Origin of the sequence: Pseudomonas bharatica CSV86, assembly GCF_000319305.2 — a bacterium.
Taxonomy (GTDB): Bacteria; Pseudomonadota; Gammaproteobacteria; order Pseudomonadales; family Pseudomonadaceae; genus Aquipseudomonas; species Aquipseudomonas bharatica.
Map to the genome: position 1 here is coordinate 370,680 of NZ_AMWJ02000002.1, position 24,999 is coordinate 395,678.

The window sequence follows — 24,999 nt, forward strand, 5'->3', positions numbered from 1 at the left end:
GGGTAAATAAGCGCACAAGTGCTTCGTCTACCTGGGAGCCCCTCCCCGCGCTGTCGCCCCTGTGCGCGGGCCGAACCCTTCGGCTGGAACCCGCCATGAGACGTCCCGCATTCAAATACCGCCTGCTGCTCTGCGCCCTTGGCCTGGCCAGCCTCGGCGCCCTGGCCGCCTGGAAGACCCTGCCCGGCCAGGACACGCTGAACACCGTCACGGTCACCCGCAACACTATCGAAAGCAGCGTTACCGCCCTCGGCACCCTGCAACCGCGCCGCTACGTGGATGTCGGCGCCCAGGCCTCGGGACAGATCCGCAAGCTGCACGTCGAACCCGGCGACCAGGTCGAGGAAGGCCAGCTACTGGTGGAAATCGATCCCTCTACCCAGCAGGCCAAGCTCGACGCCGGGCGTTACTCCATCGACAACCTCAAGGCCCAACTGGCCGAGCAGCAGGCCGAGTACCGGCTCGCCGAACAGCAGCTCAAGCGCCAGCAAAGCCTCGCCACAGGCGGCGCTACCCGCGAGGAAGACGTGCAGACCGCGCAAGCGCGGCTCAAGGTGACCCAGGCACGCATCGACATGTACCGCGCGCAGATCCTCCAGGCCCAGGCCAGCCTGCGCAGCGATGAGGCGGAGCTGGGCTATACGCGGATCTATGCGCCGATGTCCGGCACCGTGGTCGCGGTGGACGCGCGCGAAGGCCAGACCCTCAACGCCCAGCAGCAGACGCCGCTGATCCTGCGCATCGCCAGGTTGTCGCCGATGACCGTCTGGGCCCAGGTATCGGAAGCCGACATAGGCCACGTCAGGCCTGGCATGCAGGCCTGGTTCACCACCCTCGCCGGCGGCAAGCGACGCTGGGTCAGCACGGTACGGCAGATCCTGCCAATACCGCCCAAGCCCCTCGACCCGTCGATGCAGAGCAGCGGCGGCAGCGTTACAGGCAGCAGCGGCAGCAGTGGTGGCAAGGTGGTGCTCTATACCGTGTTGCTCGACGTGGACAACCCGGACAACAGCCTGATGGCGGAAATGACCGCCCAGGTGTTCTTCGTGGCCGGCCAGGCCAGCAATGTTCTGACCGCGCCCCTGGCGGCACTTGAAGAAGACGGCGACCAGCCCGACCAGCGCCTGGCCCAGGTGCTGGGGCGCGACGGCCAGGTGCAGCAGCGCCATGTGCGTACCGGCATCAGCGACCGCCTGCGGGTGCAGATCCTCGACGGCCTGGCCGAAGGCGAGCGCCTGCTGATCGGCGCGCCTGTCGCCAGCGGGGGTTGAATGAGCATCCCGCTGATCGAACTGCGCGACATCCGCAAATCCTACGGCGGCGTCGACACCCCCAAGGTCGAGGTGGTGCGCGGCATCGACCTGGCCATCCACCCGGGTGAATTCGTCGCTATCGTCGGCGCCTCCGGTTCCGGTAAATCGACGCTGATGAACATCCTCGGCTGCCTCGACCGTCCCACCAGCGGCCAGTACCTGTTCGCCGGCCGGGATGTCGCCGGGCTGGACAGCGACGAACTGGCCTGGCTGCGCCGCGAGGCCTTCGGTTTCGTGTTCCAGGGCTACCACCTGATCGCCTCCGGCTCGGCCCGGGAGAACGTCGAAATGCCGGCAATCTACGCCGGCCTTCCGGCCGAGGAGCGCCATGCCCGTGCCACCGCCCTGCTGGAGCGCCTGGGCCTCGGCGAGCGCACCGGCAACCGCCCGCACCAGCTCTCGGGCGGCCAGCAGCAACGGGTGTCCATCGCCCGCGCGCTGATGAACGGCGGCCATATCATCCTCGCCGACGAACCCACCGGTGCCCTCGACAGCCAGAGCGGTGCCGAGGTCATGGCCTTGCTCGACGAACTGGCCAGCCAGGGCCACGTGATCATCCTCATCACCCACGACCGCCAGGTGGCCGCCCGCGCCCGGCGCGTGATCGAGATCCGCGACGGCCTGGTGATCAGCGACTCGATCAACCCGCAAGGCGAGCGCGAACCCGCCAGGGCCGGCGCCCAGGCCGAGGAGTTGCGCCAGCACCTGGACCGCGGCGCCACTCAGACCGGCGCCTGGAAGGGCGAGCTGCTGGAAGCCTTGCAGGCGGCCTGGCGAGTCATGTGGATCAACCGCTTCCGCACCGCCCTGACCCTGCTCGGCATCGTCATCGGCGTTGCCTCGGTGGTGGTCATGCTCGCCGTCGGCGAGGGCAGCAAGCGCCAGGTCGTCGCGCAGATGGCCGCCTTCGGCTCGAACATCCTTTACCTCAGTGCCAAGTCCGCGAGCCTTCACGAACCGGCAGGCATCGTCACCCTCGACGATGTCGAGGCGCTGTCCGGGCTGCCGCAGGTGAAGAAGATCATGCCGGTGATCGGCAGCGAGCTGACCGTGCGCTATGGCAATGCCAGCCACAGCTTCTATGTCGGCGGCAACAACACCTATTTCCCGGGGATCTTCAACTGGCCGGTGGTGGAAGGCAGCTTCTTCACCGACGCCGACGAACGCAGCGCTGCCGCCGTGGCGGTGATCGGGCAGAAGGTCCGGGAAAAGCTGTTCGCCGAGCGCAATCCCATCGGCCAGTACATCCTGATCGGCAAGGTGCCGTTCCAGGTGCTCGGCATCCTTGCCGCCAAGGGCGCCAGTTCCGGCGACACCGACAGCGACGGGCGCATCGTGGTGCCCTACTCCGCCGCCTCGATCCGCCTGTTCGGCAGCCGCGATCCGGAATACGTGACCATCGCCGCAGTCGATTCGGCCCGGGTCAAGGAAACCGAAGCGGCCATCGACCACCTGATGCGCAAGCTGCACCACGGCAAGCAGGACTACGAACTGACCAACTTCGCCGCACTGATCCAGGCCGAAGCGCGCACGCAGAACACCCTGTCGCTGATGCTCGGGGCGATCGCCGCGATCTCCCTGCTGGTCGGCGGCATCGGGGTGATGAACATCATGCTCATGACCGTGCGCGAACGCACCCGTGAAATCGGCATACGCATGGCCACCGGGGCACGGCAACGCGACATCCTGCGCCAGTTCCTCACCGAGGCGGTACTGCTGTCGATGGTCGGCGGGGTCACCGGCATCGTGCTTGCCGCACTGATCGGCGGTGGCCTGATGCTGGCGGACATCGCCGTGGCCTTCTCCCTCGGCGCCGTGCTCGGCGCCTTTACCTGCGCCGTGATGACCGGCGTGGTGTTCGGCTTCATGCCGGCCCGCAAGGCGGCCCGGCTCGATCCGGTCAAAGCCCTGACAAGCGAATAAACGATGAACGCCAGCCGCCTCAGTCTTCTCACCCTTGGTTTGCTTCTCGCCGCGTGCTCCAGCCCCCGGCCGGACAACGCACTGCCTGTGGTGCCGGCCCACTGGCAAGGCCCGATGCAGGCCAGCCCGACGATCGCCGACGGCCCTTGGTGGCAGGCCTTCGCCAGCCCACAGCTGGATGCCCTGATCGAACAGGCAAAGGTCAACAGCTTCGATCTTGCCGCCGCCATGGCCCGGGTCCGCCAGGCCCAGGCCAGTGCGGTGATCGCTGGTGCTCCGCTGCTGCCGCAAGTGAAGTACGGTCTCGATGCCAGCCGCCAGCGCCTGCTGCACGGCAAGGGCTACAACGGCATCGACGCCAACGACGGCGATCGCACCTACAGCTCGTATGGCACGGCATTGAGCGCCAGCTATGAAGTGGACTTCTGGGGCGGCAAGGCGGCGGCCCGGGACAGTGCCCGGTATAGTCTCGATGCCAGCCGCTTCGACCGGCAGACAGTGGAGCTGACCCTGTTCAGCGGGGTCGCCGGCAGTTACCTGCAAAGCCTGGCCCTGGCCGAACAACTGCAGATCGCCCGGCTAAACCTGGCCAACGCCAAGGACGTGCTCAAGGTGGTGCAGACCCGTCATGCCGCAGGTTCGGCCACGGCCCTGGAACTGGCCCAGCAGCGCAGCCTGGTGGCGGCCCAGGAACGGCAGGTGCCGTTGCTGGAGCAGCAATTGCAGGAAACCCGCATCACCCTGGCGACCCTGCTTGGCGAGCCGGTGCAACGATTGCCGGCCATTGGCGAACGCTTCGAGGCCATTCGCTGGCCGGACATCGGCGCCGGCGTGCCCAGCGACCTGCTCGGACGACGGCCCGACATCGCAGCGGCCGAGGCCAGGCTGGCAGCGGCGCAGGCCAACGTGCAGGTAGCCCGGGCGGCGATGCTGCCGAGCCTGACCCTGGGCGCCAGCCTCGGCTCCGGGGCGCAGGTATTCGATCAACTGCTGCGCAGCCCCTATTACAGCCTCACCGCCGGGCTGGCGGCGCCGATCTTCGACAATGGACGACTGGGTGCCGAGCGCGACAGGGCCGTGGCCCAGCGCGAAGAACTGCTGGCGACCTATCGCGGCAGCATCGTTTCGGCCTTCGCCGATGTGGAAAAGGCCCTGAACGGAATTGACGGGGTGGATCGCCAGCGTGAATGGCAGGATGAGGAGGTGCGTCAGGCACGCACGGCGTTCGAGCTGGCCCAGAGTCGCTACCGGGCCGGAGCAGAGACGCTGCTGACCGTGCTGGAGACGCAGCGGACCTTGTACCAGGCGCAGGATCAGCAGGTGCAGTTGCGGTTGGCGCGGGTGCAGGGGAGCGTTGCGCTGTACAAGGCTCTGGGGGTGGTTGGCAGGTAGCTTCACGCTAAGTTTCAGGGCCTCATCGCTGGCAAGCCAGCTCCCACAGGGTTCGGCAGCGCCGCGGACACTGTGGGAGCTGGCTTGCCAGCGATGAGGCCATCAGGCAATCCCTTTCATCGACAGGTGCCGCGCATACCAGGGCCGCTGCGGTACCCGCTTGAACAGCGGCTCCAGCCCATCATCCTTGGCAAACACGATGCGCAGCGCCAGTTTCATGGTCTCGATATCCATCTCCACCGACTTGCCCGGGAACAGGCCAGGGGTGGTGCTGCAGCCGTGGGTGTCGGGCCCCAGCCAAGGGTCTTCCACTTCGTTCCAGCGGCCCTTGGCGAACCACTCCACGCCGTTGACCTGCAAGCGTCGCACCTGCCCGGGATTGTGCCGCTCATGGGCGCGGTACCAGTCTTCGATACGGTCGTCGATCCAGCCGTGGAAGCCCCAGAACACCGGGTTCACATGGGAGGAAAACGGGTCGCCGAGGAAATCGTTTTCCGGCCCGTACCAGCGTGCGGCGAAGTCCGAAGGATCGCGGGCGAAGGGCACCGGCGCGCCGTTGGAGGGATCACGCGGCACCGATGCCCAGCACATGTGCAGCCAGTCATGCAGGTTCATCTCAAGTTCCGAACCCAACTCGCCCAAGGTCATTTTCGACAGGTACAGCGGGTCCTGGTATTGCGACTCCCAGACCTGGAAGTTGGAGCAGAAGGTTTCCTGCGCCTTGATCGCCGCGACCCATTGGGTGTAGTCGTTGTCCCCCGGCGCGCGCCAGGTCGGCGGGACGCTGTAGCCGTCATGGTTGTCGAAGTAGCGGGCGAAGCCGTGGCGGTCGTATTCCACGTTCGGCTGCGGCAAGGGGAAATGCGGCCAGGACGGCAATGGCTGGATGGCCCGGGCGGCATCGAGCATGTGCCGGTGCATGAACAGGAAATCCACGCCCGAGCCGTTGCGGTGCTTTTTCGGCCCCCGGGCATCGCGCTCCTGGCCACGCGGGCCGGGTTGCCAGCCAAGGCCGCGCAGCGCGCCGTGGCGCTCTTCGGAAAGGCGATGCCATTTGTCCCGGGTCGCATGCCAGAGCTGGTGGAACAGCCGGTGTTCGGGGCTGATCAGCCAGGCGCGCAGTTCCGGGGTATAGACGATGCGCTCGCGGGCTTCGGGGAACATCCGCTTGACCGCGACGAAATGGCTGTCCTGGACGGGCAGCGCCATGGAACGGTCGAGGGGCTGCATGCGCCCGGAGAGGGTGCCGCTGCCGGCATTGCCGTACTCGCCCCAGACTTCGTCCAGGGTGGCAATGCACTCGAAGCCGGGACCGCCCTGGTTGCTCAACAGGCGCCAGCGCACCTGGGCGCTGGAGGCACCGACCAGGTCACCGAGTACGCGATACATGGCGGGGCCGGGCTGCTCGAGGTTTTCCCGAGTGCCCAGCACGCCACGCAGGCCTCGGCCCTTGGCGGCGATGTCGAGGTAGAGCGGGATGCCCTCGCGGGGCAAGCCCGGCAAACCGCCGTCGGCACCGGTGAAACGAATATCCCAGACGCCGCGCAGTTGGTTGGCCAGTTGCTGGCCGGCACTGTCGGCCAGCTCGACGCTAGCTTCGCCGGGGGTGACGATATCGTCCTCGGGGTCGTGGGTCAGCTTCTTGTGGGCGTAATACACCGCCGGCACCGCCGCGCCCGTCACCGCCAGACCTGCCAGGAACCCCCTGCGCGATATCGTCATTCCCCACCCGTGTCAGCCATGGAAACTGCTTATGTCCAAGCTAGAACGTTGGGTTGGAGGAAAAATTTAGGCGGGAGAACACACTAGCCGCAACACCACAAAACCTGTGGTAGCTGGCTTGCCAGCGATAGGGCCGGCACGGGCAATGATGTTGCCTGGTCTGGCCTCATCGCTGGCAAGCCAGCTCCCACAGGGGCCAGTCTCACAGGGAGATCCGGCTCAGGTGGATGCTTTAAGCGGCATCCTCAGCAACACCCGCAGCCCGTCGCTGCGGCTGTCGAAGTCGAGCGAACAGGCGCAGCGCTGCACGATGGCCTGGACGATCGCCAGCCCCAGCCCGCTGCCCTCGCTGTGCCCGTTGCGCCAGAAACGCTGGGTCAGATGTTGCAGGTCCTGCTCGGGAATGCCCGGGCCGTGATCGCGGACAAGGAAGCCGACGCCCGCTTCTTCCACCCGCACTTCAAGCTCCACCGGCGCTTCGCCGCTGCTATGGCGCAGGGCGTTGTCCAGCAGGTTGCGCAACGCCGCCACCGCCAGTGCACCGGGCATGTCCAACTGCGCCTTGGCCGCCTGCAACGGAGCATTGAGCACGATCCGACGATCATCACCGGTGTCCTGGATCGCCTGGCGCGCCACCTGGTCGGCACTGCACTGCACGCCATCGTCGAACGACAGGCTACCCTCGACCCGCGCCAGCAGCAGCAACTGCTCCAGGGTCCGGTGCAGGCGGTCGGCGCCTTCCTCGGCGTGGGCCAGGGCTTGCTCGCGGACCAGGCCATCGGTCATCCGCGCAACCTGCAGATGGGTCTTGATCGCCGTCAGCGGGCTGCGCAGTTCGTGGGCGGCGTCGCCGGTCAGGCGGCGCTCGCGCTCGATGGTCTGGCCGATGCGCTGCAACAGCTGGTTCTGGGTATCCAGCAAAGGCTGCAGCTCGCTGGGCACCGCCTTGATCTGCAGCGGCTCGACCGAGTCCGGGCTGCGCCGGCGCAAGGCTTCGCGCATCCAGTTCAGCGGCGCCAGGCCCTTGCCGATACCGATCCACAGCAGCCCGAGACTGCCGAGCAGCGCCACCAGCACCGGCGCCGAGGCCGCCAGCAGGATCGAGCGGTTGAGCGCCTCGCGTTCCAGGTGGCGGTCCGCGGTGGTGATGCGGATATCGCCATGGGCGAAGGTGAAACTGCGCCAACGCGCACCGTCGATCATCTGGTCGTGGAAGCCGCCACGACCGTCGTCCAGGTGCTGGTCGGCATTCTGATGGCTGCGCGCAAGGATCTCGCCGCGCAGGGAAGTAACCTGGCAGGCCATGCCGTCCGGTACGCTGAGCTGGTCGGCGCTGAGGTGGGTGCCCTCGCCCTTGCTGGTCAGGGGTTGCGGCAACTGGTCGATCAGGCCGGCAACCATGCGGGCCGAAGCCACCAGACGCTGGTCGAGGGAGAACATCATCTGCTGGCGCAGGTCGCGCAGCATCCAGGCGGCGGCCAGCGCCCAGATCAGGACGAAGGCGGTGCCCAGGATCAGGCTCAGGCGCAGGCGCAGGCTCATTGCCCGGCCTCCTCGGGCAGGCGCGCCGGGCCAAGACGGTAGCCCAGGCCGCGCACGGTCTCGACGATGCCGTTGCCCAGCTTGCGCCGCAGGTGATGGATATGCACGTTGAGCGCGTTGCTCTCCACCTCGTCGCTGAAACCGTAGACGCTGTCCTTGAGCTGTTCGCTGGACAGCACCCGCCCCGGATTGTTGAGCAGTGCCTGCAAGAGCGCCTGTTCGCGACGGGAAAGATCGACCGGCTGCCCGCCAAGGCTGACCTCGCAGTTGCTCGGGTCGAAACTCAGCGGCCCGTGCTCGATGATGTTCACGCAGCGCCCGGCAGTACGCCGCACCAGGGTGTGCAGGCGTGCGGCCAGTTCACGCAGGTCGAAGGGCTTGAGCAGGTAATCGTCGGCCCCCGCCTGCAGGCCATCGACCCGGTCGGTCACCGCATCGCGGGCGGTCAGGATCAGCACCGGCAGGCTGTGGCCCTGCTGGCGCAGGCGCTGGAGGAGCTTGAGGCCGTCTTCGTCGGGCAGGCCGAGGTCGAGCACCATCACGTCGAAATGCGCGGCCTGGAGCATGGCCCGCGCCGCGCTGGCGTTGGCCACCCGGTCCACGTTCAGGCCCTGGGCGCTGAGCCCGGCAATGATGCCGCTGGCAATCAGGTCGTCGTCTTCACAGAGCAGTACATGCATGGGTGCGATTCGGTCATGGGCGGGGAAGCCCGCATTGGGCCACGGCAGGATTAACCGGGGATTATGCCCTGCCCCACGGGCCCCGTCGCCTGCCGGCCGACGGCTTAACCTTGCTTTAATCCGCCCGGGTCAGCCTTGGCCGCTCATGACATCCAAGGCTTCGACATGCGTGCATTGATCCTGGCGTTTCTCTGCCTGTTCGGCTCCCTGGGCCAGGCGCAGGACTTCGCCAATCCCTTCGCCCAGGGCGACTTCCTTCCGGTGGAGAAGGCTTTCGTCTTTACCAGCGAGCGCCTGCCTTCGGGAGAAACCCGCCTGCACTGGGCAATCACCGAGGGTTACTACCTTTATCAGAAGCGCCTGAAATTCGATGGCCTGACGCCGGAACAGACGCCGCCGCTGCCTCCTGCCGTCGATCATCACGACGAATTCTTCGGCAACCAGCCGGTGTATCGCGGTGCCCTGGAGCTGACCCTGCCTGCCTCGGCCAAGGGCACGTTGCGCATGGGCTGGCAAGGCTGTGCCGATGCCGGGCTGTGCTACCCGCCGCAGACTTCCATGGTCGACCTGGGCGGCGCGGCCGCGAGCGTGGCCCAGGCCGACGACCAGGTCCTGGCCGGCACCCTGCAACAGGGCCGACTGGCCTGGGGCCTGCTGGTGTTCTTCGGCCTCGGCCTGCTGCTGGCGTTCACCCCTTGTTCGCTTCCGATGTTGCCGATCCTCGCCGGGCTGGTGATGGGCAGTAACGTCAGCAGTCGCCGTGGCTGGGTTCTGGCCGGCACCTATGTGCTGAGCATGGCGCTGGTGTATGCCGCCCTCGGCGTGATCGCCGCACTGCTCGGTGCCAATCTCCAGGCCTGGCTGCAACAGCCATGGCTGCTGGGCAGCCTGGCCGCGCTGTTCGTCTTGCTGGCGCTGCCGATGTTCGGCGCTTTCGAACTGCAATTGCCGATGGCCCTGCGTGATCGCCTGGAACGTGCCGGCAGCAAGACACGCGGCGGCAACCTGGCCGGTGCCGCCGTGCTCGGCGCGCTGTCCGGCCTGTTGATGGGCCCGTGCATGACCGCGCCACTGGCCGGCGCCCTGCTGTACATCGCCCAGAGCGGCAACGCCGTGCATGGCGGCCTGGTGCTGTTCAGCCTCGGCCTGGGCATGGGCCTGCCGCTGCTGTTGCTGGTCACCGTGGGCAATCGCTACCTGCCGCGCCCCGGCGCCTGGATGAATCTGGTCAAGGGCCTGTTCGGCTTCGTCTTCCTCGGCATGGCCCTGTACACCCTGCGCGTGGTCCTGGCACCGAGCCTGTGGCTGGCGCTGGCCGGCGCCTGGCTGCTGGCCCTGGCATGGAGTGCCTGGCCAGCCCTGAAGCACTTGCGTGCGCTGCAGCCGGTGATGCTGGTCGCCGGCTTGTGGGGCGTGCTGGCGCTGGTCGGTGCGGCAGGTGGCGGTAGCGATCCGTGGCGTCCGCTCGCGCCGTTCAGCGGCGCAGGCGCCAAGGTCGTGGCCGACGCAGATGCCTTCACCACGGTGAGCACCCCGCAAGCCTTGCAGGCCGAACTGGACGCCGCGCGCAGCCAGGGCCAGTGGGTATTCCTCGACTACTATGCGGACTGGTGCGTGTCCTGCAAGGTCATGGAAAAGCAAGTGTTCGCCCGTCCTGACGTCCTTGCGGCACTGGCCGGGGTCCACCTGGTGCGCCTGGATGTCACCGCCGACGCCGCCCCCGCCCGCGAACTGCTCAAGCGCTACCAGGTCCCTGGTCCGCCGAGCATGCTGTGGATCGGCCCGGATGGCGAGGAACGCCGTGCCCGGCGCATCGTCGGTGAAGTGGACGCCACCACCTTCCTGCAACACTGGAACAGCACCCGGAGCGACGGCTGATGTTGACGGTGAATATCGGCCCGGTCGCCCTGGCCCTCGACCACCTGCTGCTGCTTCTGGCCCTGGGCCTGGCGACCCTGGTCGGCTGGCGCGTGGCCAGGCGCGGCGGCGACAACCCCGAGTCGTCGCTGTTCAACCTGTTCATCGCCGGGCTGCTCTGCGCGCGGATCGGTTTCGTCGCTGCCTACTGGCCGCTGTACCGTGACGACCTGCTGCAGATCGTCGATATCCGCGACGGCGGCTTCCTGCCCTGGGCCGGCGCCCTCGCCGTGCTGATCGGTGCACCGTGGACCGCCTGGCGCAAGCCGGGCCGACGCCGTCCGCTGGGCTGGGGCCTGGCCAGCGGAGCGCTGTTCTGGCTGCTGGCCAGCTGGGCCAGCCATCTTTACGAACAGGGCACGCAACTGCCGCACCTGAGCCTGAAGAACGCCCAGGGCCAGGAAGTGGTGCTGGACAGCCTGCGCGGCAAGCCGCTGGTGATCAATATCTGGGCGACCTGGTGCCCACCGTGCCGGCGTGAAATGCCGGTGCTGCAACAGGCCCAGCACGAGTACCCGCAGGTCACCTTCCTGTTCGTCAACCAGGGCGAGACGCCGCAGATCGTCACCAACTTCCTCGCCACCACCGGGCTCAACCTGTCCCACGTGCTGTTCGACGCCGGCGGCCGCCTGGCCACCGCCGTCGGCTCGATGGCCCTGCCCACCACCCTGTTCTACGACGCCGAAGGGCGACTGGTGGGCAGTCACCTGGGCGAACTGTCCCGTGCCAGCCTGCATCACGCGCTGCAATCCCTCGATGAAGACTTGCGCCGCGCTCCCGCTCCCGCAACAAGGAATGCACCATGAGAATCCCGCTTTACCTGAGCCTGGCCGCGAGCCTGATTGCCAGCCCCCTGCTGGTGGCCGAAGAGCTGCCGCCGGCCGTGCGCCAGATCGAAGCCAAGGGTGCCGAGGTGGTCGGCCGCTTCGATGCACCCGATGGCCTCAAGGGTTATGCCGCACGCTTCCAGAACAGAGGTGTGGCCCTGTACCTGACCCCGGATGGCAAGCACGTACTGGTGGGCAGCCTGTTCGATGCCCAGGGCCGGGACCTCAGCGAGCCGCAACTGGAAAAGCTGGTGTATGCGCCAATGGCCAAGGAGGTCTGGGCGAAGATGGAGAAAGCCGCCTGGATCGCCGACGGCAAGGCCGATGCTCCGCGCATCGTCTACCTGTTCAGCGACCCGAATTGCCCGTACTGCAACATGTTCTGGGAGCAGGCGCGGCCGTGGGTCGAATCCGGCAAGGTGCAGTTGCGGCACATCATGGTCGGCATCATCCGCGCCGACAGCCCGGGCAAATCGGCGGCCCTGCTCGCCGCCAAGGACCCGCAGAAAGCCCTGCTGGAACATGAACGGGCCGGCAAGGCGAGCACGCTCAAGGCCCTGGAGCAGATTCCCGCCGAGGTCCAGGCCAGGCTCGACGCCAACCAGGCCCTGATGGACGAGCTTGGTCTGTCCGCCACCCCGGCAATCTTCTACCTCGACGAACAGCAGCGCCTGCAACAGCAGCAAGGCGCGCCACGCCCGGAATTGCTGGGCAAGATCCTCGGCAAGCGCTGAGCCCTCCTCCCGTCCGGAGCGAATTCAGCCCGCGCTCCGGTTCGTTTGACCGCCCATCGTGGCGGTCTTTTTTTGCCCAGGACGCTCTGGCTCACCAGCTGGCGCGGATTGCGACCCTGGCTTAGATCTAAATCGCAGGATCTATTACCAACTTTCGCATTTGACAATAATTATCATTAATACTAGTTTGTCGCACGTTGCAGTGAACGGCCCCGTAAGGCCGTTCGCTATCCACTTAGAGAAAAGGTGATTTCCATGGCGGAACAACTATCCACAGGTAAGTGCGATTCACCGTTACTCCAAGCGTTCGTCGACAATCGCAACATCCTCGTCAAGATCGCGGCCCGCATCACCGGCTGCCGCTCTCGGGCCGAGGATGTCGTCCAGGACGCTTTCTTCCGTCTCAATTCCGCGCCGCAGATCACCTCGTCGTTCAAGGCGCAGCTGAGCTATCTGTTCCAGATCGTGCGCAACCTGGCCATCGACCATTACCGCAAGCAGGCAATGGAAATGAAGTACTCGGGAAGCGAAGAGGAAGGCTTGAACGTGGTGGTCCAGGGCGCCTCGCCCGAGGCCGCGCATATCAACTTCGCCACCCTCGAACATATTGCCGATGCGTTGACCGAACTGCCGCCGCGCACCCGCTACGCCTTCGAGATGTACCGCCTGCACGGCGTTGCGCAAAAGGACATTGCCAAGGAACTGGGCGTGTCCCCGACCCTGGTCAACTTTATGATCCGCGATGCCCTGGTGCACTGCCGCAAGGTGTCCAGCGCCCGTAGTGCCGGCTCGACCCACTGAATCAGCGGGCGGGCGTGGCGGTCACCTGGATCTGGTAGGGCTGGAAGATCCTCGTCAGCTCGCCGCTGACCCGTAACTGCTCGAGCAACGCGGCGAATTCCTCGCCGCTGATCTTCGCCTGCGGACGCAGCAGCGCGTAATGGTGATAGACCTGGTCGATGCGCTGCGAGGCGAGCAACTCATCGGCGCTGCCCGGGTTGCGCACCATGTAGTCGCTCAGGTACGAGCGGGTGACCAGGGCGATGTCGGCACGGCCGCGCTGCACCATCAGCAGGTTGCTGTCGTGGGAATAAGTGAGCGTGGCGTTGTAGGTAGTGGCCAGGTAGCGCGGGTCGGGATTGAAATTGGCGAAGGCGTAGTGGTAACCGCTGAACAGGGCCAGGCGCTTGCCCTTGAGGTCGTCGAAGTAACGCTGGTCGCGTCCTTCGGTACGGTGGGTGACGAAGACTTCGGCATCCTCCAGGCCCATGTCCACGCTGACGTGGGCGATGTTCTGCCAGCCCCAGTCCGGGTTTTCGAAGATCGCCATGTCCACCCGCCCCTGTTCGAAATCACGGAAGCGCCGCGGAATCGAAGTGGGCACCAGGACAAAGTGGAAGCGTTGCTGCGCCTTGTTCAGCGCTTCGGCCAGTTGCGGCAGCAAACCGGTATCCGCGCCCTGCTCGGGGCGCACGGTGTAAGGCGGAAAATGCGCCGCGCCGATCTTGATATCGACGCTTTCCCCGGCGAAAACCGCCTCTGCCTGCCAGGTCAGGAAGAGACACGATAACGAAAGCAATACCCGTGGTATTGGCGCTGGGATCAAGGGCAACACTCTCAAGGATTTCCGGCCTGAATCCAACTAAGCTAGGGGTTTTCCCGAGGTAACACAACCCGCTGCATGCGCCATTTTCGCGCACTGAGGGCAAAATGCCACGGGATACCGGCAGCCGCCGGGTTTGGCTACGCTTGAGCCTTATCTTGTCAGGGAAACAGTTATGGGCCATTGGTTGGTGATCGACCTGGAAGCCACCACCGATGACGGCGGCTGGCCGATCACGGAAATGGAAATCATCGAAATCGGCGCGAGCCTGGTCAATCGCGAAGGCCGCGAGGTGGATCACTTCCAGCGCTTCGTCAAACCGCGGCGGCGTCCGCAACTGACGGCGTTCTGCCGCCAGTTGACCCATATCACCCAGGCCAACGTGGATGGCGCGGCGCCCTTTGCCGACGTCTGGGAACAGTTCGAGCGCTGGCTGGGCAACTACCAGCCACGCCTGGAGGGCTGGACCAGCTGGGGCGACTACGATCGCAAGCAACTGCTTCAGGAATGGCAGGCCAATGGCATCGACAGCCTGCTGGCCCGGGTTCCCCACCTCAACCTCAAGCAGCGCTTCGCCAAGGCCCGCCACCTGAGCCGGCCGCCGGGGCTCAACGGCGCGTTGCAACTGGCCGGATTGCAGTTTCAAGGACAACAGCATCGGGCCCTGGAAGATGCCCGCAACACCGCGCGTTTGCTGCCGTTGACCCTGCCGTTGCAGGGCACCTGAAAGCGGATGACGAGACCAGCCGGCTTGGGCATACTGGCCGGCCTTTTTGGTCCCTTTCTTTTCAGGAGTCGCCCATGTTCAAAGTCAACGAGTACTTCGATGGCACGGTCAAATCCATCGCCTTCACCGGCGCTGAAGGTCCGGCCACTATCGGCGTCATGGCCCCGGGCGAATACGAGTTTGGCACTGCCCAGCGTGAAATCATGCACGTGGTCTCCGGCGCCCTGACCGTCAAGCTGCCAGACAGCGACAACTGGGAAACCTTCTCCGCCGGCAGCCAGTTCAATGTGCCGGCCAATGCCAAGTTCCAACTGAAGGTAGCGGTGGATACCGCCTACCTGTGCGAGTACCGCGACTGATCAGCGGCTTGCACAAACCCCTGTGGGAGCTGGCTTGCCAGCGATAGGGCCGGCAAGGGCAATGACGTTGCCTGATCTGGCCTCATCGCTGGCAAGCCAGCTCCCACAGGGTTCTCGGCTCACTTCAGGAATTGTGCAACCCGCTCCGCCGCCATCTGCATATGGTCGGCATGAGTAAAGCCTGAAGCCTTCAACGGCTTGAGGTCATGATCCCCCGCCTCCAGCCAGCACAGCTCGATCGCCGGCGACAGTTCATAGCCTTCCACCGCCTCCCGGTTCCCCAAGGCATCCCGCGTCCCCTGGATGATCAAGGTCGGCGTCTTCAGCCCGGCCAGATGCGCCACCCGTGGCTTCTCCGGCTTGCCCGGTGCATAGAAGGGATAGCCCAGGCACACCAGAGCGCTAGCCCCCAGCTCGTCCGCCAGCAGGCTGGCCATGCGCCCGCCCATGGACTTGCCGCCAACCGCCAGCGGCCCAGCGACCAATGGTCGCACCTCGCGCCACACCTCGCGCCAGCTCTCCAGCAAAACCGCCTGGGGATTCGGCGGCCTTTTGCCACCAGTGGCGCGGCGCTGCGCCATGTACGGGAACTCGAAGCGCAGCACGCCAACCCCTTGCCCGGCGAGCCTTTGCGCGATGTCGTCCATGAACCCGCTGTCCATCGGCGCACCCGCCCCGTGGGCAAGCACCAGGCAGCCGCGAACCCCGCCATCTGCCTGATTTTGCGGGGCATTCCACAACCACCCGCGCACGTTCGCCCTGTTCGCCAATTGATCCCCGTCAATACCGGCGACCTGCCCATTAATCATGCTTGCCTCGCTTTCTAGCCTGCCTATAACCGTGGATGGGAACCCATACATGAACACAACCAGCAGTACCGCCTACAACTACAAGGTGGTCCGCCAATTCGCCATTATGACGGTGATATGGGGAATCGTCGGGATGGGGCTCGGCGTTTTCATCGCCGCGCAACTCGTCTGGCCCGCCCTCAACTTCGACCTTCCCTGGACCAGCTTCGGGCGTCTGCGCCCGCTGCATACCAACGCGGTGATCTTCGCCTTCGGTGGGTGCGCGCTGTTCGCCAGCTCGTACTACTCGGTCCAGCGAACCTGCCAGACCACCCTGTTCGCGCCCGCGCTCGCCGCGTTCACGTTCTGGGGCTGGCAACTGGTGATCCTGCTCGCCGCCATCACCTTGCCGCTGGGCTACACCAGCTCCAAGGAATACGCCGAGCTGGAATGGCCGATCGACATCCTCATCACCATCGTCTGGGTGGCCTATGCCGTGGTGTTCTTCGGTACGCTGATCAAACGCAACACCAAGCACATCTACGTCGGCAACTGGTTCTTCGGCGCCTTCATCCTCACCGTGGCGATGCTGCACATCGTCAACAACCTGGAACTGCCGGTCAGCCTGACCAAGTCCTACTCGCTGTACAGCGGCGCCACCGACGCCATGGTCCAGTGGTGGTACGGCCACAACGCCGTGGGCTTCTTCCTGACCGCCGGCTTCCTGGGGATGATGTACTACTTCGTGCCGAAACAGGCCGAGCGTCCGGTGTATTCCTATCGCCTGTCCATCGTGCACTTCTGGGCGCTGATCACCCTGTACATCTGGGCCGGTCCGCACCACCTGCACTACACCGCCCTGCCCGACTGGGCCCAGTCCCTCGGCATGATCATGTCCCTGGTGCTGCTGGCGCCAAGCTGGGGCGGCATGATCAACGGCATGATGACCCTCTCGGGTGCCTGGCATAAGCTGCGCTCCGACCCGATCCTGCGCTTCCTGGTGGTGTCCCTGGCGTTCTACGGCATGTCGACCTTCGAAGGCCCGATGATGGCCATCAAGACCGTCAACGCCCTGTCCCACTACACCGACTGGACCATCGGCCACGTACACGCCGGTGCCCTCGGCTGGGTCGCGATGATCTCCATCGGCGCCCTGTACCACATGATCCCGAAAGTCTTCGGCCGTACCCAGATGCACAGCATCGGCCTGATCAACGCGCACTTCTGGCTCGCCACCATCGGCACCGTGCTCTACATCGCCTCGATGTGGGTCAACGGTATCGCCCAGGGCCTGATGTGGCGTGCGGTCAACGCCGACGGCACGCTGACCTACTCGTTCGTGGAAACCCTGGTGGCCAGCCACCCGGGCTTCATCGTGCGTTTCGTCGGCGGTGCGATCTTCCTGACCGGCATGCTGCTGATGGCCTGGAACACCTGGCGCACCGTGCGTGCCCCGGTTGCGGCCACCGCAGACGCTTCCGCGCAGCTGGCCTGAGGAGTACGAGATGAAACACGAAGCCATTGAAAAGAACGTCTTCCTGCTGGTCCTGCTGATGGTGTTCGCCGTGAGCATCGGCGGCCTGACCCAGATCGTTCCGCTGTTCTTCCAGGACGTCACCAACAAGCCGGTCGAAGGCATGAAGCCCTACACCGCGCTGCAACTGGAAGGCCGCGATATCTACATCCGCGAAGGCTGCGTCGGCTGTCACTCGCAGATGATCCGTCCGTTCCGCGCCGAAACCGAGCGCTATGGCCACTACTCGGTGGCCGGCGAAAGCGTCTGGGACCACCCGTTCCTCTGGGGCTCCAAGCGTACCGGTCCTGACCTGGCCCGTGTGGGTGGCCGCTACTCCGACGACTGGCACCGTGCGCACCTGTACAACCCGCGCAACGTGGTACCGGAGTCGAAGATGCCGGCGTACCCCTGGCTGGTCGCCCAGCAAGTGGATACCAGCCATACCGAAGCCAAGATCAAGGCCATGCGCACCCTCGGCGTGCCGTACAGCGACGACGACATCAGCGGTGCCGTCGCCTCGGTCAAGGGCAAGACCGAAATGGACGCCCTGGTCGCCTACCTGCAGGTGCTCGGCACCGCGATCAAGAACAAGAGGTAAGCGCCATGGATTTCAGTCTGGATATCGGCCAGTTGCGCGGCCTCGGCACCCTGGTGGTGGCGATCGCCTTCATCGGCCTGTCGCTCTGGGTCTTCAACCGCCGGCGTGACCGCGAGTTCGCCGAAGCGAGCCTGCTGCCCTTCGCCGACGACCGCCTGCCCAACGCCGAACAAGAAAACGCCACGAGGAGTAATCGGCAATGACCACCTTCTGGAGTACGTATATCAGCGTACTGACCATCGGTAGCCTGATCGGCCTGACCTGGTTGCTGCTGTCCACCCGCAAGGGCGAGACACCCGGCAGCACCGACCAGACCATGGGCCACGCCTTCGATGGCATCGAGGAGTACGACAACCCGCTGCCACGCTGGTGGTTCTGGCTGTTCGTCGGCACCCTGGTGTTCGCCGCCGGCTACCTGGTGCTCTACCCTGGCCTGGGCAACTGGAAAGGCATCCTGCCCGGCTATGAAAATGGCTGGACCGGCGCCAACGAGTGGCAGAAGGAGATGGAACGCGCCGATGCCAAGTACGGGCCGATCTTCGCCAGGTTCGCCGCCATGCCGGTGGAAGAAGTGGCCAAGGACCCGCAAGCGCTGAAGATGGGCGGCCGCCTGTTCGCCTCCAACTGCGCCGTGTGCCACGGTTCCGACGCCAAGGGTTCCTACGGCTTCCCCAACCTGACCGACAAGGACTGGCGCTGGGGCGGCGAGCCGGAAACCATCAAGACCACCATCATGCTCGGTCGCCACGGTGTGATGCCGGCCTGGTCGGAAGTGATCGGCGAGCAGGGCGTGGCCGATGTGGCCGCCTTCGTGCTGACCAAGCTGGATGGCCGCAGCGTGCCGGAAGGCACCAAGGCCGACCCGGCCAACGGCGAGAAGATCTTCGCGGCCAACTGCGTGGCCTGCCACGGTGCGGAAGGCAAGGGTACGCCAGCGATGGGTGCACCCAACCTGACCCACCCGCAGGCGTTCATCTACGGTTCGAGCTTCGCCCAGTTGCAGCAGACCATCCGTTATGGCCGCCAGGGCCAGATGCCTGCCCAGCAGGACATCCAGGGCAACGACAAGGTCCACTTGCTGGCCGCGTACGTCTACAGCCTTTCGCAGGAAGGCGACAAGACTTCTGCACAGTAAGCCTTCGATCCATCTGAGGATTGACTGAAGCCGCCGCACCCGAACCGGGTGCGGCGGTTTTTTTCGTGCCTGCGGCAGAGTGTCGCACCCCTTCCGCGTACCTCCTTGCACCCCCTCCGAACGGGACTAAGCTTGTTGCCTCATGGGGCTTCAGGCGATGTCGACCCTACACCCCTGTCGGGTGATCTCACTTCGCCACAGCCGCGCAAACGCCGATGGCCCTTTGCTTTCCCCTAGTTTTCGCAGGGAGAAAGCGCGGAGTGTCGACGGGAATCGGTGCCTTGTTGGGCGTGCAATCCACAACAAAAATGGTGCACATAAATAATTGATTATTGTGTACAATTTGCGCGGTAGTTGGGTCGGAAGGGCCGCAGCAAAGGCCCTGGAGAGCCGTGGGACGGTACCTCTTGCGTTGCAATACCCACACTCCCTGTAGATACTTGCGCCGATTTCTCTACCTACAAAAACACCTAAAAACCGTGGAACCTTAGAATGAGCACAGCAATCAGTCCGACTGCTTATAACTATAAGGTCGTCCGCCAGTTCGCCATCATGACGGTGGTCTGGGGGATCCTTGGCATGGGCCTCGGTGTCTTCATCGCCTCGCAACTGGTCTGGCCGCAGCTGAACCTTGACCTGCCATGGACGAGCTTTGGACGCCTGCGCCCCTTGCACACCAACCTGGTGATCTTCGCCTTCGGCGGGTGTGCGCTGTTCGCCACTTCCTACTATGTCGTGCAGCGAACCTGCCAGACCCGACTGATCTCCGACAGCCTCGCGGCCTTCACCTTCTGGGGTTGGCAAGCGGTGATCGTCAGTGCACTGATCACCCTGCCCATGGGCTACACCACCACCAAGGAATACGCCGAGCTGGAATGGCCGATCGCCATTTTGCTGGCCATCGTCTGGGTAACCTACGCGGTGGTGTTCTTCGGCACCATCGTCAAGCGCAAGACCAAGCACATCTATGTCGGCAACTGGTTCTACGGTGCCTTCATCCTGGTCACCGCGATGCTGCACATCGTCAACCACATCTCGCTGCCGGTGAGCTTCTTCAAGTCGTACTCGGCCTACGCCGGCGCCACCGACGCGATGATCCAGTGGTGGTACGGGCACAACGCCGTGGGCTTCTTCCTGACCACCGGTTTCCTCGGCATGATGTACTACTTCGTGCCCAAGCAGGCCGAGCGTCCGATCTACTCGTACCGCCTGTCCATCGTGCACTTCTGGGCGCTGATCACCCTGTACATCTGGGCAGGTCCGCACCACCTGCACTACACCGCCCTGCCCGACTGGGCCCAGTCGCTGGGCATGGTGATGTCGATCATCCTCCTGGCACCCAGCTGGGGCGGCATGATCAACGGCATGATGACCCTTTCGGGCGCCTGGCATAAGCTGCGCACCGACCCGATCCTGCGCTTCCTGGTGGTGTCCCTGGCGTTCTACGGCATGTCGACCTTCGAAGGCCCGATGATGGCGATCAAGACCGTCAACTCGCTGTCCCACTACACCGACTGGACCATCGGCCACGTGCACGCCGGCGCCCTCGGCTGGGTGGCGATGATCTCCATCGGCGCCGTGTACCACATGATCCCGAAACTCTACGGTCGCGCGCAGATGCACAGCATCGGCCTGATCAACGCGCACTTCTGGCTCGCCACCATCGGCACCGTGCTCTACATCGCCTCGATGTGGGTCAACGGCATCACCCAGGGCCTGATGTGGCGTGCGATCAACGATGACGGCACCCTCACCTACTCCTTCGTCGAAGCCCTGCAAGCCAGCCATCCGGGCTACATCGTCCGCGCCCTGGGCGGTGCGTTCTTCGCCTCGGGCATGCTGCTGATGGCCTGGAACGTCCTGCGCACCGTACGCGCGTCGAAACCGGCCGAGGCTGCGGCCGCCGAACAGATCGTCGTCGTGGGAGCGCACTGATGAAGCACGAAGTAGTCGAGAAGAATATCGGCCTGCTGGCCTTCTTCATGGTCATCGCCGTGAGCATCGGCGGCCTGACCCAGATCGTTCCGCTGTTCTTCCAGGACGTCACCAACAAGCCGGTCGAAGGCATGAAGCCGCGCACCGCGCTGGAACTGGAAGGCCGCGACGTGTACATCCGCGAAGGCTGCGTCGGCTGCCACTCGCAGATGATCCGTCCGTTCCGCGCCGAGACCGAGCGCTACGGCCACTACTCGGTGGCCGGCGAAAGCGTCTGGGACCACCCGTTCCTCTGGGGTTCCAAGCGCACCGGGCCGGACCTGGCCCGGGTCGGCGGTCGTTACTCCGATGACTGGCACCGCGCGCACCTGTACAACCCGCGCAACGTCGTGCCCGAGTCGAAGATGCCGGCCTACCCGTGGCTGGTGGAAAACAAGCTCGATGGCAAGGATACCGCGAAGAAGATGGAAGTCCTGCGCACCCTGGGCGTGCCGTACACCGACGCGGATATCGCCGGTGCCCGCGACGCGGTCAAGGGCAAGACCGAAATGGACGCGCTGGTCGCGTACCTCCAGGGCCTCGGCACCATCATCAAAAGCAAACGGTGACTGCGATGGATATCGGGATGATTCGTGGCCTGGGCACCGTCGTGGTGATGGTGGCCTTCGTGGGCCTGGCGTTGTGGGTGTTCAGTTCTCGGCGCAAATCCGAGTTCGACGAAGCGACCATGCTGCCCTTCGCGGATGATCCCGAGGCCAGCAAGCACGTCGAGCAAGCGCAAGAGAAAGCGTCTAGGAGTAACAACGAATGACTACCTTCTGGAGTCTGTACGTCACCGTTCTGAGTCTGGGCACCATCTTCGCCCTGACCTGGCTGCTGCTCTCCACCCGCAAGGGCCAGCGCAGCGAAACCACCGAGGAAACCGTCGGCCATTCCTTCGACGGCATCGAGGAATACGACAACCCGCTGCCGAAATGGTGGTTCATGCTGTTCGTCGGCACCATCATCTTCGCCCTCGGCTACCTGGCGCTGTACCCGGGCCTGGGTAACTGGAAGGGCATCCTGCCGGGCTACCAGTATCTGGATACCGAGAAGCAAGTGCAGTTCGCCAACGGCCAGGCCGGCTGGACCGGCGTGCACGAGTGGGAGAAGGAAATGGCCCGCGCCGATGCGAAGTTCGGGCCGATCTTCGCCAAGTTCGCCGCCATGCCAATCGAAGAAGTGGCCAAGGATCCGCAAGCGTTGAAGATGGGCGGCCGTCTGTTCGCCTCGAACTGCTCGGTCTGCCACGGCTCCGACGCCAAGGGTTCCTACGGCTTCCCCAACCTCACCGACAATGACTGGCGCTGGGGTGGCGAACCGGAAACCATCAAGCAGACCATCATGGCCGGTCGCCATGGCGTGATGCCGGCCTGGGCCGAAGTCATCGGCGAGCAGGGCGTGGCGGATGTCGCTGCGTATGTGCTGACCAAGCTCGATGGCCGTACCCTGCCGGAAGGCACCAAGGCCGACCCGGCCAACGGGCAGAAGATCTTCGCCGCCAACTGCGTGGCCTGCCATGGTCCGGAAGGTAAAGGCACCCCGGCGATGGGCGCACCCAACCTGACCCACCCGCAGGCGTTCATCTACGGTTCGAGCTTCGCCCAGCTGCAGCAGACCATCCGTTATGGCCGCCAGGGCCAGATGCCGGCGCAGCAGGAAATCCAGGGCAACGACAAGGTCCACCTGCTGGCGGCCTATGTCTACAGCCTATCGCACAAGGATGAAAAACCGGCCGAGGCGCAGTAAGGCCCGGCGGTAGACAAGGCCCCGTCAGTGCAGGCTGGTGGGGCCTTTTTTCTTGGCAGATGGATGCAGTGGTGTTCTTCCGGGCCTCATCGCTGGCAAGCCAGCTCCCACAGTGACCGCGTCGCACCACAGACCCCTGTGGGAGCTGGCTTGCCAGCGATAGGGCCCGAAAGACCACCCTCAGTTGACCTGCATCAATTGACATCGCCATTACACCATTGCCAGCTGCAAACCAACGCGACCTAAGGTCGCACCCGCGCCCCGGGGCCCCTGCACAGGCGTATGATGCGGGCCAGAGCAGCAACACTTCTGACTGCGGTCGGCATGCACTGGCCGCGGCATTTTTCCACTGCCGTGGGACTGTAGACGATGAGCAAGCAGATTCCTGTACAAGACATCACCCCGCCTGCCAAGAACAAGAAAGACACTGGCGTCGACCTCTACGCTGCCCGGGAGAAGATCTACACCCGGGCCTTCACCGGTATCTTCCGCAACCTGCGCATGGCGGGCGGGGCCCTGCTGTTCCTGCTCTACTTCGGCACCGTATGGCTCGACTGGGGCGGACGCCAGGCCGTCTGGTGGGACCTGCCGGAGCGCAAGTTCTACATCTTCGGCGCGACCATCTGGCCCCAGGACTTCATCCTCCTCTCCGGCATCCTCATCGTCGCCGCCTTCGGCCTGTTCTTCATCACCGTGTTCGCCGGCCGTGTCTGGTGCGGCTACACCTGCCCGCAAAGCGTGTGGACCTGGATCTTCATGTGGTGCGAGAAGATCACCGAGGGCGACCGCAACCAGCGCATGAAACTGGACAAGGCGCCGATGAGCGGCAACAAGTTCCTGCGCAAGCTCGCCAAGCACAGCCTCTGGCTGCTGATCGGCTTCGTTACCGGCATCACCTTCGTCGGCTACTTCGCGCCGATCCGCGAGCTGCTGGTGGACTTCTTCACCGGCCAGGCCGATGGCTGGTCCTATTTCTGGGTCGGTTTCTTCACCCTCGCCACCTACGGCAACGCCGGCTGGCTGCGCGAACAGGTGTGCGTATACATGTGCCCCTACGCGCGCTTCCAGAGCGTGATGTTCGACAAGGACACCCTGATCGTCTCCTACGACCCGCGTCGCGGTGAGAACCGTGGCCCGCGTAAAAAGGACGTGGACTACAAGGCCAAGGGCCTCGGCGACTGCATCGACTGCACCATGTGCGTCCAGGTCTGCCCCACCGGCATCGACATCCGCGACGGCCTGCAGATCGAGTGCATCGGTTGTGCCGCCTGCATCGACGCCTGCGACAGCATCATGGACAAGATGAACTACCCGCGCGGGCTGATCAGCTACACCACCGAGCACAACCTGTCCGGGCAGAAGACCCACCTGCTGCGCCCGCGGCTGATCGGCTACTTCGTGGTCCTGCTGGCGATGATCGGCCTGCTGGCCACGGCCTTCCTCATGCGCCCGCTGGTCGGCTTAGACGTCAGCAAGGACCGCGTGCTGTACCGCGAGAACGCCCAGGGCTGGATCGAGAACGTGTACAGCCTGAAGGTCATGAACAAGGACCAGCGCGACCACGTCTACGTCCTCGAAGCCCAGGGCCTGCCGAACCTGCGGCTCGAAGGGGCCAGGGAAATCCGCGTCGCGGCCGGCGACATCGTCAGCCTGCCGGTGCAGCTGTCGGTCTCGCCCGAGCAGTTGCCGTCGACCACCAACGAAGTCACCTTCATTCTCCGGGACGCCGACGACAGCGCTTCGGAAGTCGAAGCCAAGAGCCGGTTCATCGGCCCGCAAATCCGTTAAGAGAGCACGCCAATGCCTGCAACGAACACCGTTCACAGCGTCTGGTACAAGAACCTCTGGCCTTGGATCATCATCGGCATCCTCGCCACCTCGGTGACCCTGAGCCTGACCATGGTCAGCATCGCGGTGAACAACCCGGACAACCTGGTCAACGACAACTACTACGAGGCCGGCAAGGGCATCAACCGCTCGCTGGACCGCGAGTTGCTGGGGCAGACCCTGAAGCTCAAGGCCAATGTGCACTTGGATGAAGTTACCGGTGAAGTGGAACTGCGCCTGACCGGCGACAGCCAGCCGCAGGCCCTGGAACTGAACCTGATCTCACCCACCCAGCCCGAGAAGGACCGCAAGATCGCCCTGGCCCTGAGCAGCGAGCCGGGACGGTACCTGGGACAACTGGAAGACAAGGTGGAAGGCCGGCGCTTCGTCGAGCTGCTGGGGACCGAGAAGGGGCAGACCTGGCGGTTGTTCGAGGAAGAGGATGTGGCCCACGGGGCGACCCTGGTGCTGGGTGATGAAGAGCTGAAGGGAGCCGAGCACCTGGACAAGTGAAGATGTGCTGTTGCTAATGGCCTCATCGCTGGCGAGCCAGCTCCCACAGGTCTTGTGCACGCCGCGAATCCTGTGGGAGCTGGCTTGCCAGCGATTGGGCTCACCACCGAAAGACCTGCGATAAGACAGTCATGACCACCCCACGCCTTGCTATCACTGC

23 protein-coding genes and 1 pseudogene are annotated in these 24,999 nt (G+C 64.8%); 19 read left to right on the forward strand and 5 right to left on the reverse strand.

Going from position 1 to position 24,999, the window contains the following annotated elements; genetic code table 11:
* Window positions 1–95: 95 nt before the first annotated feature.
* The 3 genes and pseudogenes from CSV86_RS15340 (at window position 96) to CSV86_RS15350 (ending at window position 4,639) form a co-directional block, all read left to right on the forward strand.
* On the forward strand, window positions 96–1,271 hold the full coding sequence (locus CSV86_RS15340; RefSeq protein WP_009396264.1) for an efflux RND transporter periplasmic adaptor subunit: 1,176 nt from the start codon (window positions 96–98) through the stop codon (window positions 1,269–1,271).
* Window positions 1,272–3,236, forward strand: coding sequence for a MacB family efflux pump subunit (locus CSV86_RS15345; RefSeq protein WP_009396262.1), 1,965 nt, complete (start codon window positions 1,272–1,274; stop codon window positions 3,234–3,236). It abuts the gene before it with no gap.
* A 3-nt stretch (window positions 3,237–3,239) separates the two neighbouring features.
* Window positions 3,240–4,639: pseudogene (locus CSV86_RS15350) on the forward strand (efflux transporter outer membrane subunit).
* A 91-nt stretch (window positions 4,640–4,730) separates the two neighbouring features.
* On the opposite strand, the gene pvdP reads toward CSV86_RS15350, so the two are convergent.
* The 3 genes from pvdP to CSV86_RS15365 all read right to left on the reverse strand — a co-directional run bounded on the left by pvdP (window position 4,731) and on the right by CSV86_RS15365 (window position 8,572).
* On the reverse strand, window positions 4,731–6,350 hold the full coding sequence (gene pvdP / locus CSV86_RS15355) for a pyoverdine maturation tyrosinase PvdP (protein ID WP_037059219.1): 1,620 nt from the start codon (window positions 6,348–6,350) through the stop codon (window positions 4,731–4,733).
* Between the two features lie 219 nt (window positions 6,351–6,569).
* A complete protein-coding gene (locus CSV86_RS15360) occupies window positions 6,570–7,892 on the reverse strand; it encodes an ATP-binding protein (RefSeq protein WP_009396256.1) in 1,323 nt (440 codons plus the stop codon).
* Window positions 7,889–8,572, reverse strand: a complete 684-nt coding sequence (locus tag CSV86_RS15365; protein ID WP_009396254.1) for a response regulator — start codon at window positions 8,570–8,572, stop codon at window positions 7,889–7,891. Before CSV86_RS15365 ends, CSV86_RS15360 begins: the two co-directional genes overlap by 4 nt.
* Window positions 8,573–8,737: 165 nt before the next feature.
* Between CSV86_RS15365 and dsbD the strand changes: the two genes are divergently transcribed.
* The 4 genes from dsbD to CSV86_RS15385 all read left to right on the forward strand — a co-directional run bounded on the left by dsbD (window position 8,738) and on the right by CSV86_RS15385 (window position 12,851).
* Window positions 8,738–10,450: a protein-disulfide reductase DsbD gene (gene dsbD, locus CSV86_RS15370; protein ID WP_009396252.1), complete on the forward strand. Its 1,713-nt coding sequence runs from the start codon at window positions 8,738–8,740 to the stop codon at window positions 10,448–10,450.
* On the forward strand, window positions 10,450–11,295 hold the full coding sequence (locus tag CSV86_RS15375) for a TlpA family protein disulfide reductase (RefSeq protein ID WP_009396250.1): 846 nt from the start codon (window positions 10,450–10,452) through the stop codon (window positions 11,293–11,295). The genes dsbD and CSV86_RS15375 overlap by 1 nt, the downstream gene beginning before the upstream one ends.
* Window positions 11,292–12,050, forward strand: coding sequence for a thiol:disulfide interchange protein DsbG (gene dsbG, locus CSV86_RS15380; protein ID WP_009396248.1), 759 nt, complete (start codon window positions 11,292–11,294; stop codon window positions 12,048–12,050). The genes CSV86_RS15375 and dsbG overlap by 4 nt, the downstream gene beginning before the upstream one ends.
* A 255-nt stretch (window positions 12,051–12,305) precedes the next feature.
* Complete coding sequence (locus CSV86_RS15385) at window positions 12,306–12,851, forward strand: RNA polymerase factor sigma-70 (protein ID WP_009396246.1); 546 nt, start codon at window positions 12,306–12,308, stop codon at window positions 12,849–12,851.
* A 1-nt stretch (window position 12,852) separates the two neighbouring features.
* Here the strand turns inward: CSV86_RS15385 and CSV86_RS15390 are convergent, their stop codons facing one another.
* A complete protein-coding gene (locus tag CSV86_RS15390; protein WP_037059214.1) occupies window positions 12,853–13,656 on the reverse strand; it encodes a substrate-binding periplasmic protein in 804 nt (267 codons plus the stop codon).
* A gap of 172 nt (window positions 13,657–13,828) precedes the next feature.
* Between CSV86_RS15390 and CSV86_RS15395 the strand changes: the two genes are divergently transcribed.
* Both CSV86_RS15395 and ppnP read left to right on the forward strand, forming a co-directional pair.
* Window positions 13,829–14,380: a 3'-5' exonuclease gene (locus CSV86_RS15395; protein ID WP_009396234.1), complete on the forward strand. Its 552-nt coding sequence runs from the start codon at window positions 13,829–13,831 to the stop codon at window positions 14,378–14,380.
* Between the two features lie 74 nt (window positions 14,381–14,454).
* Entirely contained in the window at window positions 14,455–14,739 is a 285-nt protein-coding gene (ppnP, locus tag CSV86_RS15400; protein ID WP_009396232.1) for a pyrimidine/purine nucleoside phosphorylase, read from the forward strand.
* A 119-nt stretch (window positions 14,740–14,858) separates the two neighbouring features.
* Here ppnP and CSV86_RS15405 read toward each other — a convergent pair whose 3' ends face one another.
* Window positions 14,859–15,548 carry an alpha/beta family hydrolase gene (locus CSV86_RS15405; protein ID WP_009396230.1) on the reverse strand — a complete coding sequence of 230 codons (690 nt, stop codon included), beginning with the start codon at window positions 15,546–15,548 and terminating at the stop codon, window positions 14,859–14,861.
* Between the two features lie 49 nt (window positions 15,549–15,597).
* On the opposite strand from CSV86_RS15405, the gene ccoN (CSV86_RS15410) reads away from it, so the two are divergent.
* From ccoN (CSV86_RS15410) to CSV86_RS15455, 10 genes are all read left to right on the forward strand, one after another.
* Window positions 15,598–17,022 (forward strand): cytochrome-c oxidase, cbb3-type subunit I, encoded by a 1,425-nt coding sequence (gene ccoN / locus CSV86_RS15410; RefSeq protein WP_009396227.1) that lies wholly within the window; start codon window positions 15,598–15,600, stop codon window positions 17,020–17,022.
* Between the two features lie 10 nt (window positions 17,023–17,032).
* Window positions 17,033–17,641 (forward strand): cytochrome-c oxidase, cbb3-type subunit II, encoded by a 609-nt coding sequence (gene ccoO / locus CSV86_RS15415; protein WP_009396226.1) that lies wholly within the window; start codon window positions 17,033–17,035, stop codon window positions 17,639–17,641.
* 5 nt (window positions 17,642–17,646) lie between these two features.
* Window positions 17,647–17,844, forward strand: a complete 198-nt coding sequence (locus tag CSV86_RS15420) for a cbb3-type cytochrome oxidase subunit 3 (RefSeq protein WP_009396225.1) — start codon at window positions 17,647–17,649, stop codon at window positions 17,842–17,844.
* A complete protein-coding gene (gene ccoP / locus CSV86_RS15425) occupies window positions 17,841–18,776 on the forward strand; it encodes a cytochrome-c oxidase, cbb3-type subunit III (protein ID WP_009396224.1) in 936 nt (311 codons plus the stop codon). Before CSV86_RS15420 ends, ccoP (CSV86_RS15425) begins: the two co-directional genes overlap by 4 nt.
* A 492-nt stretch (window positions 18,777–19,268) precedes the next feature.
* Complete coding sequence (gene ccoN / locus CSV86_RS15430) at window positions 19,269–20,711, forward strand: cytochrome-c oxidase, cbb3-type subunit I (RefSeq protein WP_009396220.1); 1,443 nt, start codon at window positions 19,269–19,271, stop codon at window positions 20,709–20,711.
* Entirely contained in the window at window positions 20,711–21,319 is a 609-nt protein-coding gene (ccoO, locus tag CSV86_RS15435) for a cytochrome-c oxidase, cbb3-type subunit II (RefSeq protein ID WP_009396219.1), read from the forward strand. The genes ccoN (CSV86_RS15430) and ccoO (CSV86_RS15435) overlap by 1 nt, the downstream gene beginning before the upstream one ends.
* A 5-nt stretch (window positions 21,320–21,324) precedes the next feature.
* The gene (locus CSV86_RS15440) at window positions 21,325–21,522 is read left to right on the forward strand and encodes a CcoQ/FixQ family Cbb3-type cytochrome c oxidase assembly chaperone (protein ID WP_009396218.1); all 198 of its coding nucleotides are present in this window, start codon (window positions 21,325–21,327) and stop codon (window positions 21,520–21,522) included.
* Window positions 21,519–22,499 (forward strand): cytochrome-c oxidase, cbb3-type subunit III, encoded by a 981-nt coding sequence (gene ccoP / locus CSV86_RS15445; protein WP_009396217.1) that lies wholly within the window; start codon window positions 21,519–21,521, stop codon window positions 22,497–22,499. The genes CSV86_RS15440 and ccoP (CSV86_RS15445) overlap by 4 nt, the downstream gene beginning before the upstream one ends.
* Before the next feature lie 369 nt (window positions 22,500–22,868).
* The gene (gene ccoG, locus CSV86_RS15450; RefSeq protein WP_009396216.1) at window positions 22,869–24,287 is read left to right on the forward strand and encodes a cytochrome c oxidase accessory protein CcoG; all 1,419 of its coding nucleotides are present in this window, start codon (window positions 22,869–22,871) and stop codon (window positions 24,285–24,287) included.
* Window positions 24,288–24,299: 12 nt separating this feature from the next.
* Window positions 24,300–24,839 (forward strand): FixH family protein, encoded by a 540-nt coding sequence (locus CSV86_RS15455; protein ID WP_009396215.1) that lies wholly within the window; start codon window positions 24,300–24,302, stop codon window positions 24,837–24,839.
* Window positions 24,840–24,999 lie beyond the last annotated feature (160 nt).